Here is a 12,760-nt window from a genome sequence, read left to right on the forward strand (position 1 = left end):
ACTAAGGAGTTAATATGCAATGGATAAAGCAATTAAGCCTCATTTTTTGTACTGTCTTAGTGAGTTTTTCAAGTTATGCTAATTTAAGTGATTTCAAAGTAGCGACTTGGAACTTACAAGGGTCTTCTGCCGCAAATGAAAGTAAATGGAATATCAATGTTCGTCAGTTATTATCGGGTGAACAGGGAGCTGATGTTTTAATGGTCCAAGAGGCGGGTACTTTGCCGAGTACCGCTGTTAGAACCTCTAGAGTGATTCAGCATGGAGGAACTCCGATCGATGAATATACTTGGAATTTGGGTACAACGTCTCGTCCAAATACAGTTTATATTTATTATTCTCGTCTAGATGTTGGCGCAAATAGAGTAAATTTAGCTATAGTATCTCGTCGTCAAGCAGATGAGGCTTTTGTTGTACATTCAGATTCTTCAGTGCTTCAAGCTCGTCCAGCAATTGGGATTCGTATTGGTACGGATGTCTTTTTTACAGTACATGCTTTAGCTACAGGTGGCTCTGATGCTGTGAGTTTAATTCGTAATATTTTTACCGCCTTTAATCAAACACCAGAAAGACGAGGATATAGTTGGATGGTTGTTGGTGATTTTAATCGCGCACCTGTTAACTTAGAGGTTGCCTTAAGACAAGAACCTTCAGTAAGTGAAAATACTATTATTATTGCACCAACAGAACCAACTCATCGTTCTGGTAATATTTTAGATTATGCGATCTTACGTGATGCAAACCTACCACGTAGGGAGCAAGCTCGTGAGCGTATTGGTGCCAGTTTAATGTTAAACCAGCTACGTTCACAAATTACCTCTGATCATTTTCCAGTGAGTTTTGTTCGCGATCGTTAAGGTGGATATGATGAAAAAATATGTATTGAGTTTACTATTAAGTATGATATTTGCATTACCAAGTTATGCAGAGTCTAATCCTGATCCGACAACTTATCCTGATGTAGAGTTATCACCACCTCCACGTATTAGTTTGCGTAGTTTATTTACGGGAGAACCAATTAGTAATGATCATTATGGAAAGAGTAGTCCTTTGAATAAACACTGGGAATTAGTGGATTATACAGGTACAGCTTATGAAAAACTACGGGATGGAGGAGTATTAGTTCAATTCAAAGTAGTTGGTGCAGCGAAATGCTTTGCTTTCCAAGGTGTAAGGAATTGTACAGATAAAGATAATACCGTATTCAGCCTTATTCCGACGAATACAGGTGCGTTTCTCATTAAAGATGTGATATTAGGATTTTGTTTAACAAGCCGAGATTTCGCTGATCTTAATCTTGAGCCATGTGGTCGCTCCGTGCGTGATCAATCTTTTTCATTAGCTTATCAATGGGGATTATTACCACCTTTTGGACCAAGTAAAATTTTAGTACCGCCTGTAAAGAAATAGTAGAATAAAATTTTTGATATGACTTTATTTCTTCAACTTAAGTGTTCAGTAAGGGAGTATCATTAAACAGTTTTGCTTACTTCATTTTGTTTTTAGTAACAAGTCACAAGGAAAGTGGATTGAAGTAAGTAAAAAAACACCGCACTGAAAAGTGCGGTGTTATTTTTTATCATTTTCTTAGCAATAAATTATGCTTGACCTTTAACTGCTTTTAATCCCAAGAAAGGTGCTTTATCGCCTAATGCTTCCTCAATACGGATTAATTGGTTATATTTTGCAATACGATCTGAACGGCTCATTGAACCTGTTTTAATTTGACCAGCGGCAGTACCTACTGCTAAATCTGCGATTGTCGCATCTTCAGTTTCACCAGAACGGTGTGAAATAACAGCAGTGTAGCCTGCATCTTTAGCCATTTTGATTGCTGCTAATGTTTCTGTTAATGAGCCAATTTGGTTAAACTTGATCAAAATAGAATTTGCAATACCTTTTTCGATACCTTCTTTTAAGATTTTGGTATTAGTTACGAATAAGTCATCGCCTACTAATTGTACTTTATCACCTAATACTTTAGTTTGATATGCAAAACCTTCCCAGTCTGATTCATCTTGACCATCTTCGATAGATACGATTGGGTACTCTTTGCATAATTCTTCTAAATAGTGGGTGAACTCTTGAGAAGTGAATGATTTACCTTCACCTTTCATTTCATACATACCATTTTCTTTGTTGTAGAATTCAGATGATGCACAGTCCATCGCTAAAGTTACATCTTTACCTAATACATAACCTGCTTTTTCAACGGCTTCTTTGATACAAGCAAGTGCTGCAGCGTTTGACTCTAAGTTAGGCGCGAAGCCACCTTCGTCACCTACAGCAGTGCTTAACCCTTTGCCTTTTAATACTTTAGCAAGGTTATGGAATACTTCTGCACCAATACGAAGAGCTTCTTTTAATGTTTTTGCACCAACTGGTTGAATCATAAATTCTTGGATATCAACGTTGTTGTCTGCGTGTTCCCCACCGTTGATGATGTTCATCATTGGTAATGGCATAGAATATTGACCTGGAGTGCCGTTTAATTCAGCAATGTGAGCATAAAGAGGTAAACCTTTAGAGGCAGCTGCTGCTTTTGCGTTTGCTAGTGAAACTGCTAAGATTGCATTTGCACCAAATTTAGATTTGTTATCTGTGCCATCTAAATCGATCATGATTTGGTCGATTTCAGCTTGGTTTGATGCATCTTTCCCAACGATAGCTTGCGCAATTTCATTGTTAACTGCTGAAACAGCTTTTAATACACCTTTACCTAAGAAACGTGCTTTATCACCGTCACGTAATTCTAATGCTTCGCGTGAGCCTGTTGACGCGCCAGATGGTGCAGCTGCAAGACCAACAAAACCACCTTCTAAATGTACTTCAGCTTCGACAGTTGGATTACCACGAGAATCGATGATTTCACGACCAATCACTTTAACGATTTTTGCCATTTTGATTTTCCTCTTTAAATGAAAATTAAATTAAAACGAATATTTCTTATCTTAAAATAATTCATTTCGTTTGTCTTCTGGAAAATGCGGATTAATTGATTTACATCTAGTTTTTTATTTGAAAAAGAATAAGCAAAACATAATTTAAATGTTTATGCTGAAATCAGCTCATATAGTAAGAAGCTAGTAGTTATCACCTGTATTTTTTATAAAATAAACGGTTAGGAATCCATCTGATGAAATGATCTTTTATTACATAAAAAACCCTACAAAAATTTGTAGGGTTAATTTTATAGTATATAAAAATCTATTTTTTTTGATTTTCTTTTGCAGCTTTAATAAACCCTGCGAATAATGGATGACCATCACGAGGTGTTGATGTAAATTCTGGGTGGAATTGACATGCAATAAACCAAGGATGATTTGGCACTTCAATAATTTCCACTAATTTCTTATCCGCTGATAGGCCAGTAATTTTTAAACCTGCCTTTTCGATTTGTGGACGTAATACATTGTTTACTTCATAGCGGTGACGGTGGCGTTCTTCAATGGTTTCTGTGCCATAAAGCTCATATGCTTTGCTACCCTCAATTAGATGACATTGCTGGGCGCCTAAACGCATTGTTCCACCTAAATCAGAAGTATCTGAACGTGTTTCAATATTGCCCTCTGCATCTTGCCATTCTGTAATTAAACCCACGACAGGATAGTGACAAGTGCGGTCAAATTCAGTTGAGTTTGCATCAGCCAAACCTGCGACATTCCGTGCGTACTCAATGTAAGCGACTTGCATACCTAAGCAAATGCCCAAATAAGGTACATTATTTTCTCGTGCATATTTCGCGGTTAGGATTTTCCCCTCTACACCACGATGGCCAAAACCACCTGGTACTAAAATTCCATCGACACCCGATAAGACTTCTGTACCTTTTGTTTCGACATCTTGTGAATCAATATATTTGATATTCACGTTTAAACGATTCTTAAGGCCAGCATGTTTTAAAGCTTCGTTGACAGATTTATATGCATCAGGCAATTCAGTATATTTGCCGACCATCCCAATAGTAACATCACCTGTTGGGTTAGCTTCTTGATATAAGACTTGTTCCCATTCAGAAAGATCCGCTTCAGGACAATCGAAATGGAAACGTTGGCAGATGAAGTCATCTAAACCTTGCGATTTTAATAATGCAGGAATTTGATAAATTGAATTAACATCTTTTAATGAAATGACGGCTCTTTCTGGCACATTACAAAATAAAGCAATTTTAGCTCGTTCATTTGGTGGGATCATTCGATCTGAGCGACAAACTAATACATCGGGTTGAATGCCAATAGATAACAGTTCTTTTACAGAATGTTGCGTTGGTTTCGTTTTAACCTCACCAGCAGTTGGGATATATGGGACGAGTGTTAAATGCATAAATAAAGTGCGTTCACGTCCTACTTGCACTGCTAATTGACGCAAAGCTTCTAAGAAGGGTAACGATTCGATATCACCAACAGTCCCACCAACTTCAACAATTGCAATATCATGTCCCGCTGCGCCTTCAATAACACGGGATTTAATTTCATTAGTAATATGTGGAATAACTTGAATTGTTGCACCTAGATAATCGCCACGACGTTCTTTCCGTAATACTTCAGAGTAAATTTTCCCTGTCGTAAAGTTATTACGCTTTGTCATTTTTGTACGAATAAAACGCTCGTAGTGGCCTAAGTCTAAATCTGTTTCTGCACCGTCTTGAGTAACGAAGACTTCACCATGTTGAGTGGGACTCATTGTACCTGGATCCACATTAATATAAGGATCTAGTTTTAGCATGGTTACATTTAAACCACGAGCCTCTAAAATTGCTGCTAATGATGCCGCTGCAATACCTTTACCTAGGGAAGATACAACACCACCCGTTACAAAAATATAATTTGTAGCCATATGAAACCTAATTGTTGAGATGGAAAATAGATTGAATGAGTAATCAAGACGGGAGAGTAGTTTACAGTAAAGGCTACATTAACTCAATCGTTGTAATGTGTTTTCTCTTAAGTTGTTGTTTGAGGAAATAGAATAAACATCTTATTTTTACTGCTTATCTAGAGTATGTTCAAATATTTGAGATAATTTAAGTATATATATTTTAGTGTATTTTATAGGTTGTGGCTATTTTTTATAGTATAATCGAAAGTTTTTATATTCTATATAGATTAAAAGGCTTTTCTTTTTTATACGTTTGAGGTTTTATATGAACAAAAACACATTTATAGTTGGCTTTATGTTATTTGCCATCTTTTTTGGTGCAGGGAACTTAATTTTTCCACCTAAGTTAGGGTTTGAAAGTGGCTTAGGGTTTTGGCCTGCTATTTTGGGTTTTGTAACAACAGGAGTAGGGCTTCCATTATTGGGTATTTTAGTTGCAACTCGTTATGAAGGTGGATATAAAAAAGCGTTAGAAGATATTCATCCTTGGATTTCCATCTTATTATTAGGTGCAATTTATTTAACGATTGGTCCTTTTTTTGCTATTCCTCGTACAGCAGCCACAGCATTTGATATGGCAGTGATTCCTTTTATTGGTGGGGCTGACACTGTTGCGTTATTTCTATTCACCCTCGTTTATTTTGGTATCACATTATGGGTTAGTTTAAACCCAACCAAAATGGTTGATCGTATCGGTGCTATTTTAACACCAGTACTGTTAATCGCTATTATTGCTCTTGTTGTTCGTATGGCAACTATTTTAATGGGAGGAGAATATATAAATACTTCAACAGGTATGAATAATCCATTAGTAACAGGTTTTATTGAAGGTTATCAAACAATGGATGTATTAGCCTCTTTTGCTTTTTCTGTTGTTGTTATGAATGCAATTCGAGCGAAAAGTGATAAAAACAGTAGCTTTATTAAGCAAGCAACATTAGCAAGTATTGTTGCAGCCATGGCACTTGCTTTTATCTATATTGCGATTGGTTGGATTGGTAACAATATGCCTCTAAGCACACAGACTCTGGCTGAAGTATCTGAGAAAGGGCAAAACTTAGGGGTATTTATTTTAAATGAATCTACAACTCAATCTTTTGGTGCTTTAGGTCGGAGCTTACTTGGATTGATCGTAACTCTTGCTTGTTTAACCACTGCAATTGGTTTAGTTGTTGCGACGTCATCTTATTTTAATAGTATTTTCCCAAGAATTTCTTATCGTAATTATGCTATCTTATTTACATTAATTGGTTTTGGTCTAGCTAATCAAGGATTAAATGCAGTGATTAGTAAGTCGGTACCAGTATTACTTGTGCTTTATCCGATTTCTATGACAGCCATGTTGTTATTATTAGTTAATTTAGTAATGCCATTACCAAAATTAGCTAAAGGTTTGTCAATTGTACTTGTAGCCATTATTTCTATTCTTTCTGTGATGGGATCTCCATTAATCGACAATTTACCGTTAAAAGCTTATTCTATGGAATGGCTACCATTTGCTATTTTAGGCTGTGTGATTGGTTTGATTATTGCAAAAGTGAGAGCTAATCAACCATTAAATAAGGCTGTTTAAAATAATTTCTTTTTGATAAGAGTCATAATCTGCACTTTAAAGTTTCACTGTTAATTTGAGTGCAGATTTTTTATTCTGATTAAATGCTAAGCAGAATTAATAGTTTCACTACATTTTAGTCACAGTAACACCGAAATGACCTGAGTTTGTAAGTGAATAATGAAATAATTTAAACAGTTATTCATGATGACCATGAATATCATGAATATAAAGTGGAAAATTAAAAAGGAGTAAATTTGATATTTTATCAAATTTACTCCTTTTTATTATGTCTGATGAAGTAAAGAGAAGTTACTTTTAGCACATTTCGTGCTTATTTCACTCGTGCTAAATAAGCTTTTTCTGCTTGCTCATCGAATATTTCTTGTTTATCAGTTAATACGAATCCCTCTAGTTCTTCTGCGATACTTTTTGCTGCACGAATCATCATACGCAGATTCATCAAGTCATTTCCCTCAGAAGGAAGTTGCATAAATAGTGCAATCCCAACAGTTGAAAAATCATACATATTATAATCAAAAGTACCTGGTTGTTGGATATTCGCAACACTAAACAAGACTGGGCTATTTACACTTAAATCAGAATGACGATGGTAAATGTTATGTTCACCAAATAAAAATCCTAATTCATCAAGAATTTTTGCTAATTTTGCACCCTGAAATAAATAATTTTCAGGTGCAACAACATACATCATTATAAAAGATGATTGTTCGTTTATCTCTGCGTTAGATTCGATTTTTTTCGCCTCATGTCGTTTTTCCTCTGCGATTTCACTTTCTTCTCGTAATGATGCAAGCGTGACAGAAGGCGATTGTTGTGCTAACTCAGCTAATTGTTGGCGTAATTCATCAGAGTGAGTATCAATGCCATCTTCTTGATCAGCATAGCTTTCAGCCTCTGCAATAGTCGTTAAAACAGGTGAATGTGTTTGGGAAACAGGTTCAATACTCGCTTGATAAATAGGTTGTTCTGTATTTGGTAGACTGATTTTAATGTTTTCAAGAGCTTGTTCAACAGCTTGTTGTTCATGTACAAGTTGCTGTTCTGCTTCAAAAGTAAAAGTATGCTGTTGTGGCTCTGGTGCTGTTTGGGTAGATAGATTATAAGTTTGTGTCTCTGGCGAAGGAGATTGAACAGATACAGTTGTGTTTGACTCTGTAGCACTTATTTCTGATGTATTAGGTGCTTGGACATGTGCGGGCGGTTCTCTTAAACGAGAATCCCGAGTAAAGGTATTGGCATTTTTAAAGTATTGTGATTTTTCACGACGGTTTGCCCATAGCCCATGTACCACTAAGATAATTAAAGCGATAATACCTAAAATAATTAAAATTGTATTTAAATCCATTACCCATTCCTCGCCATTATTAAAGGGATAAAATCCGCATAAGCTTATCATATTTTCTAAAGCTTGTTTAACATTTGTTATCTGGATATTTTCATCTAAAAATAAACAGATTATCTAGTTATAGCGAGGATGTGAAAATAAGGTGAAGAGCAAGATGTATTTTGTATTCTGAAGAATGTGATGAGCTATTTATAGGATATTAAAGGACTATTTTAAATCTTCACTATAGTGTGATATTTGTATCGACTAAGAAGCATGAGAAAATTGATTTTTTAAAGCGCACTTTGTATCCTAACTGCTTTGTGTATTTACGGGGAGCAATAATGTTACAACAATCTGAAGTTAAACAAGGGTTCCATTATTTTATGATGGGGTGGCATTTAATTACTCAAAAGGGGCTGCGTCGTTTTGTCGTGATGCCAATTTTGTTAAATGTTGTATTACTAACAGGTCTATTTTGGCTATTCATTACGCAAATTGAGCGTATGATTGATAGCGTAATAAGTTACATTCCAGAATGGTTAAGCTGGCTGAGTTCGATTTTGCTAGTTTTATCTATTTTGATGATTTTAATTTTCTTCTATTTTATTTTCACAGCACTATCAGGTTTTATTGCTGCACCATTTAATGGCTTATTGGCTGAAAAAGTAGAAAAAATGCTTACTGGTGAGGTTGTTATTGAAGGAAGTATCTGGGATTTTCTCAAAGATATTCCTCGCATGCTCGCACGTGAATGGCAAAAGCTAACGTATAGTTTACCTAAGCTGATCGTTTTGTTTTTATTAGGACTTATTCCTTTTTTAGGACAAAGTATTATTCCTGTGATAACCACAGCTTTTACAGCTTGGATGATGGCTATACAGTATTGTGACTACTCATTTGATAATCATAAAGTCCCTTTTTTTGTGATGAAAGAAGAGCTTGCTACTAAGCGGACATTAAGTTTAACGTTTGGTGGTTTAGTTATGTTGTGTACATTTATTCCATTAGTGAATTTAGTCGTTATTCCTGTGGCTGTTTGTGGTGCTACAGCTATGTGGGTTGATAACTTTCGTGAGCATTTAGGATTGCATAAACAAATATTACCAACGAATACAGTGAGAGCTTTAAGTCAGGCTAGTTCAGAAATCGTAAAATAGTATTTAGTTATAAAATATAGCAAATGACTATTTTTTCTAGAAGTTAACTTATGTTAGAAATAACTTACTTAACATGTAATTTGCAATGGATTGAATCTAAAAGGAAAATAAAATGACTATTTATGCAGATAATTCTTATTCTATAGGTAATACCCCATTAGTACGACTAAAACATTTTGGTCAAAATGGCAATATTGTTGTTAAAATTGAGGGACGAAATCCAAGTTTTAGTGTCAAGTGCCGTATTGGTGCGAATATGGTATGGCAAGCAGAAAAAGATGGGTTACTTACAAAAGAGAAAGAAATTGTTGATGCAACTAGTGGTAATACAGGAATAGCATTAGCTTATGTGGCTGCCGCACGTGGTTATAAGCTCACATTGACTATGCCAGAAACGATGAGTACAGAACGTAAGCGTTTATTGCGTAGTTTAGGTGTAAATTTAGTACTCACTGAGGGCTCTAAAGGAATGAAAGGTGCAATTGAAAAAGCTGAAGAAATTGTCGCCTCTGAGCCTCAGCGTTATATCATGTTAAAACAGTTCGAGAATCCTGCTAATCCAGCAGTTCATCAACAAACAACAGGACCAGAGATTTGGCGTGATACTGAAGGTAAAATTGATGTATTAGTTGCAGGTGTCGGCACTGGTGGGACAATTACAGGTACTAGTCGTTATATTAAATTAGAACAAGGTAAACAAATTTTATCTGTTGCAGTTGAGCCTAAAGAATCACCTATCATTACTCAGGCGTTAGCAGGTGAGAGCTTACAACCTGGTCCACATAAGATTCAAGGCATTGGAGCAGGCTTTATTCCTAAAAACCTAGATCTTTCTTTAATTGATTTAGTTGAAACGGTGAGTAGTGATGAAGCTATTGCCACTGCGCGTCGTTTAATGGCAGAAGAAGGGATTTTAGGAGGCATTTCTTCTGGTGCAGCAGTTGCGGCAGCAGATCGTTTAGCTAAATTACCTGAATTTAAAGATAAATTGATTGTTGTTATTCTTCCATCTGCTTCAGAGCGTTATTTAAGTACAGCACTATTTGAAGGGATAGAGAGCTGATTTAATATTATCCTATCATGATAAGAGCGGTCGAAGTTTAACAAAATTTAGCCGCTCTTTTTTAGTCGAAATACTTGAATCTATTTATTCTGATGTTCTAAATAGAGCCATTCTGCAACTTGTTTTGCATAGTAAGTTAAGATTCCATCGGCACCTGCACGTTTGAAGCAAAGTAATGACTCCATGATACATTCTTTTTCTTTTAGCCATCCATTTTGGATTGCTGCTTGGTGCATAGCGTATTCCCCAGATACTTGATAAGCAAAAGTTGGTACGCCAAAATGTGTTTTTACACGGTAAACTAAATCTAAATATGGCATACCAGGCTTCACCATCACCATATCAGCGCCTTCTTGTAAGTCTAAAGCAACTTCTTGTAGTCCTTCATCGCTATTAGCAGGATCGAGTTGATACGTTTTTTTATCGCTGCCTTTTAGGTTAGCTGCTGAGCCGACTGCATCACGGAATGGTCCATAGTAGTGAGAGGCATATTTAGCAGAATATGCCATGATTAGTGTATTAGTGAAACCATTATCTTCGAGTGAATGACGAATTTTTCCAATTCTTCCATCCATCATATCACTTGGTGCAACAATATCTGCGCCAGCTTGGGCATGAGAAAGTGCTTGCTTAACTAATATATCGCTAGTGATGTCATTTAGTACATAACCATTTTCATCAATAATACCGTCTTGACCATGAACAGTATAAGGATCAAGTGCGATATCAGTTAACACGCCTAGTTGTGTTGGATATTTGGCTTTTAAAGCTTTTACTGCGCGTTGTACTAATCCATTTGGATTGTAAGCCTCTTCTGCCATTAAGGATTTTTTAGTTTGCTCAATAACGGGAAAAAGAGCGATAACAGGAACGCCATATTTGACTAAAAAGTCAGCTTCAAGCAAAAGTTGGTCAATAGTTAATCGTTCAACGCCTGGCATAGAGGAGACTGGTTCACGATAATTCTCACCTTCAAGAATAAACACTGGATAGATGAGATCATCAGCAGTTAATTTATTTTCTGCCATCAAGCGGCGACTAAATTCTTGTTTACGCATACGACGTAATCGGCGTTGTGGGAAGCCTGTAAAAATTTGTTTAGTCATATTTATTCCTTACTGATGAGAAAAAGGGGCTGTTTGCCCCTTTGCTAATTTATTGATTGATCTTCAGTTTCATCTTTTGGACGGTAAAAACGTGCAAAAATAACACCTAGCTCAAACAGCAACCACATTGGTATAGCAAGTAGAGTTTGTGAAAAAATATCTGGTGGTGTAAGTAGCATACCAATAACAAATGCAGCTACAATAATATATGGGCGTTTTACTTTTAAATCCTCTGGAGTAGTGACACCTGTCCAACAAAGCAAAATGATAGCGATAGGGACTTCAAAACAAACACCAAAAGCAAGAAAAATTGTCAATACAAAATCTAAGTAACTACTGATATCTGTTGCAATAGCAACACCCGCAGGGGCCGTTTTTGTTAAAAAGCCGAATACTAATGGAAAGACTATATAATAAGCAAAAGCCACACCTAAATAAAATAACAATGTACTAGAAAATAGGAGTGGATAAATAAGACGCTTTTCATGTTGATATAAAGCGGGCGCAACAAATGCCCACAGTTGATATAACAAATAGGGTACAGAAATAAAGACTGCAACAACGGCTGTTAATTTTATTGGAGTAAAAAAAGGTGTTGCAATATTAGTTGCTATCATGCTGGCACCAGATGGCAACACATCGACCAATGGTGAGGCAACAAAGTTATAAATATCATTAGCAAAATAAACTAACCCACAAAATACGACCGCCACAAAGATAATAGATCGTAATAAACGATCACGTAATTCCATTAAATGGCTAATTAGGGGCTGAGATTCTTCAACGCTCATTATATTTTCTTATCTTGAATTTCAGTTTGAGGTTTAAGTTCAGTTGCAAGTATAGGCGCATCATAATCATCGGTATAGTACTGTTGAATATGTGCCATTTCATCATGTTCTTCAGCTAACTCTGCTTGCTCTGCTGGAGAGAGCTCAGCAAATTGTTCCTTTTCTGCAGACTCAATATTGTTTGGTTCTGAAGATAGTATTGATTGCTCTGCCACTGTTTTCATTTGTTTGATTTGTTCTTCAATTGTCGTATTCGTTTCTGCTGCTTTTCGTTCCAGTTCTACACGCATTTTTTCAGCAGAAGCTTTTAGATCTTCGACCGTTTGGCTTAAATCAGGTGAGAGTTGTTTTAAATTAAATTCTTCCGCCTTTTTTATGCTTTCTTGTAATTCTTGCAATTTGAGCTCTTGTTTAAGTTCATTTTGCACATTTGACGCTAAACCACGGATAGTTGCAACCCACCCCATCACTGTTCGAATTGCAACAGGCATACGTTTAGGACCAAGTACAACTAAGCCTATTATAAGAATCAGAAAGAGTTCAGAAAAACCAATGTCAAACATTATACTTGTTCTTTATCTTTTACTTTTTCTGTATTTGTCGCAGTTTCACTTTCGTCTTTTAAAGATTTGAATTCTGCATCTTTTGGTTCATCCGCCATTGCTTTTTTGAAACCTTTTACAGATTCGCCTAAATCAGAACCAAGAGTTCTTAATTTTTTTGTGCCAAACAATAAAACGACGATCGCGACAACGATAAGCAGTTGCCAAATACTAATGCCACCCATATTTTTTCCTTCTTTTGTTTTAAAAAATAACCGTTCGTGAATATAGCGGTTTTAGCGCTTTTGAACAATAGTCAA

Annotated in this window: 12 protein-coding genes; 5 read left to right on the forward strand and 7 right to left on the reverse strand. The window is 36.0% G+C overall.

Translation table 11 applies throughout. The features are described 5' to 3' along the window. Positions 1–14 precede the first annotated feature (14 nt). Both K7G93_RS09835 and K7G93_RS09840 read left to right on the forward strand, forming a co-directional pair. Positions 15–857, forward strand: a complete 843-nt coding sequence (locus K7G93_RS09835; protein ID WP_226690334.1) for a cytolethal distending toxin subunit B family protein — start codon at positions 15–17, stop codon at positions 855–857. Between the two features lie 10 nt (positions 858–867). Then, positions 868–1,410, forward strand: coding sequence for an RICIN domain-containing protein (locus tag K7G93_RS09840; RefSeq protein ID WP_115323482.1), 543 nt, complete (start codon positions 868–870; stop codon positions 1,408–1,410). 188 nt (positions 1,411–1,598) lie between these two features. On the opposite strand, the gene eno is transcribed toward K7G93_RS09840, so the two are convergent. Together eno and pyrG are read right to left on the reverse strand one after the other, a co-directional pair. Next, complete coding sequence (gene eno / locus K7G93_RS09845) at positions 1,599–2,900, reverse strand: phosphopyruvate hydratase (RefSeq protein WP_115323483.1); 1,302 nt, start codon at positions 2,898–2,900, stop codon at positions 1,599–1,601. A 307-nt stretch (positions 2,901–3,207) separates the two neighbouring features. Continuing rightward, the gene (pyrG, locus tag K7G93_RS09850) at positions 3,208–4,836 is read right to left on the reverse strand and encodes a glutamine hydrolyzing CTP synthase (RefSeq protein WP_115323484.1); all 1,629 of its coding nucleotides are present in this window, start codon (positions 4,834–4,836) and stop codon (positions 3,208–3,210) included. Positions 4,837–5,143: 307 nt separating this feature from the next. Here pyrG and brnQ point away from each other — a divergent pair, with 307 nt between their 5' ends. Continuing rightward, positions 5,144–6,451: a branched-chain amino acid transport system II carrier protein gene (gene brnQ, locus K7G93_RS09855; RefSeq protein WP_226690335.1), complete on the forward strand. Its 1,308-nt coding sequence runs from the start codon at positions 5,144–5,146 to the stop codon at positions 6,449–6,451. A gap of 313 nt (positions 6,452–6,764) precedes the next feature. Here brnQ and zipA read toward each other — a convergent pair whose 3' ends face one another. Continuing rightward, positions 6,765–7,799, reverse strand: coding sequence for a cell division protein ZipA (gene zipA / locus K7G93_RS09860; protein WP_226690336.1), 1,035 nt, complete (start codon positions 7,797–7,799; stop codon positions 6,765–6,767). A 323-nt stretch (positions 7,800–8,122) separates the two neighbouring features. On the opposite strand from zipA, the gene cysZ reads away from it, so the two are divergent. Next, positions 8,123–8,938 carry a sulfate transporter CysZ gene (cysZ, locus tag K7G93_RS09865; RefSeq protein ID WP_226690337.1) on the forward strand — a complete coding sequence of 272 codons (816 nt, stop codon included), beginning with the start codon at positions 8,123–8,125 and terminating at the stop codon, positions 8,936–8,938. A gap of 112 nt (positions 8,939–9,050) precedes the next feature. Next, positions 9,051–10,001, forward strand: coding sequence for a cysteine synthase A (gene cysK / locus K7G93_RS09870; protein ID WP_049214696.1), 951 nt, complete (start codon positions 9,051–9,053; stop codon positions 9,999–10,001). 80 nt (positions 10,002–10,081) lie between these two features. Here cysK and hemB read toward each other — a convergent pair whose 3' ends face one another. From hemB to tatA, 4 genes are read right to left on the reverse strand one after another with little or no spacing between them, the layout of a single operon-like run. After that, entirely contained in the window at positions 10,082–11,107 is a 1,026-nt protein-coding gene (hemB, locus tag K7G93_RS09875; protein ID WP_115323487.1) for a porphobilinogen synthase, read from the reverse strand. Positions 11,108–11,151: 44 nt separating this feature from the next. Beyond that, a complete protein-coding gene (gene tatC, locus K7G93_RS09880) occupies positions 11,152–11,898 on the reverse strand; it encodes a twin-arginine translocase subunit TatC (protein ID WP_115323488.1) in 747 nt (248 codons plus the stop codon). After that, positions 11,898–12,461 (reverse strand): Sec-independent protein translocase protein TatB, encoded by a 564-nt coding sequence (tatB, locus tag K7G93_RS09885; protein WP_226690338.1) that lies wholly within the window; start codon positions 12,459–12,461, stop codon positions 11,898–11,900. The genes tatC and tatB overlap by 1 nt, the downstream gene beginning before the upstream one ends. Next, positions 12,461–12,685: a Sec-independent protein translocase subunit TatA gene (tatA, locus tag K7G93_RS09890; protein ID WP_049214692.1), complete on the reverse strand. Its 225-nt coding sequence runs from the start codon at positions 12,683–12,685 to the stop codon at positions 12,461–12,463. The genes tatB and tatA overlap by 1 nt, the downstream gene beginning before the upstream one ends. Positions 12,686–12,760: the final 75 nt, after the last annotated feature.

It is taken from the genome of Pasteurella canis (assembly GCF_020810675.1).
GTDB classification, from domain to species: Bacteria; Pseudomonadota; Gammaproteobacteria; order Enterobacterales; family Pasteurellaceae; genus Pasteurella; species Pasteurella canis.

Excerpts from the sequence above, each read along its gene's own strand:
- K7G93_RS09835 (WP_226690334.1), top strand. The coding sequence starts at position 15 with ATGCAATGGATAAAGCAATTAAGCCTCATTTTTTGTACTGTCTTAGTG.
- K7G93_RS09840 (WP_115323482.1), top strand. The coding sequence starts at position 868 with ATGAAAAAATATGTATTGAGTTTACTATTAAGTATGATATTTGCATTA.
- eno (WP_115323483.1), bottom strand. The coding sequence starts at position 2,900 with ATGGCAAAAATCGTTAAAGTGATTGGTCGTGAAATCATCGATTCTCGT.
- pyrG (WP_115323484.1), bottom strand. The coding sequence starts at position 4,836 with ATGGCTACAAATTATATTTTTGTAACGGGTGGTGTTGTATCTTCCCTA.
- brnQ (WP_226690335.1), top strand. The coding sequence starts at position 5,144 with ATGAACAAAAACACATTTATAGTTGGCTTTATGTTATTTGCCATCTTT.
- zipA (WP_226690336.1), bottom strand. The coding sequence starts at position 7,799 with ATGGATTTAAATACAATTTTAATTATTTTAGGTATTATCGCTTTAATT.
- cysZ (WP_226690337.1), top strand. The coding sequence starts at position 8,123 with ATGTTACAACAATCTGAAGTTAAACAAGGGTTCCATTATTTTATGATG.
- cysK (WP_049214696.1), top strand. The coding sequence starts at position 9,051 with ATGACTATTTATGCAGATAATTCTTATTCTATAGGTAATACCCCATTA.
- hemB (WP_115323487.1), bottom strand. The coding sequence starts at position 11,107 with ATGACTAAACAAATTTTTACAGGCTTCCCACAACGCCGATTACGTCGT.
- tatC (WP_115323488.1), bottom strand. The coding sequence starts at position 11,898 with ATGAGCGTTGAAGAATCTCAGCCCCTAATTAGCCATTTAATGGAATTA.
- tatB (WP_226690338.1), bottom strand. The coding sequence starts at position 12,461 with ATGTTTGACATTGGTTTTTCTGAACTCTTTCTGATTCTTATAATAGGC.
- tatA (WP_049214692.1), bottom strand. The coding sequence starts at position 12,685 with ATGGGTGGCATTAGTATTTGGCAACTGCTTATCGTTGTCGCGATCGTC.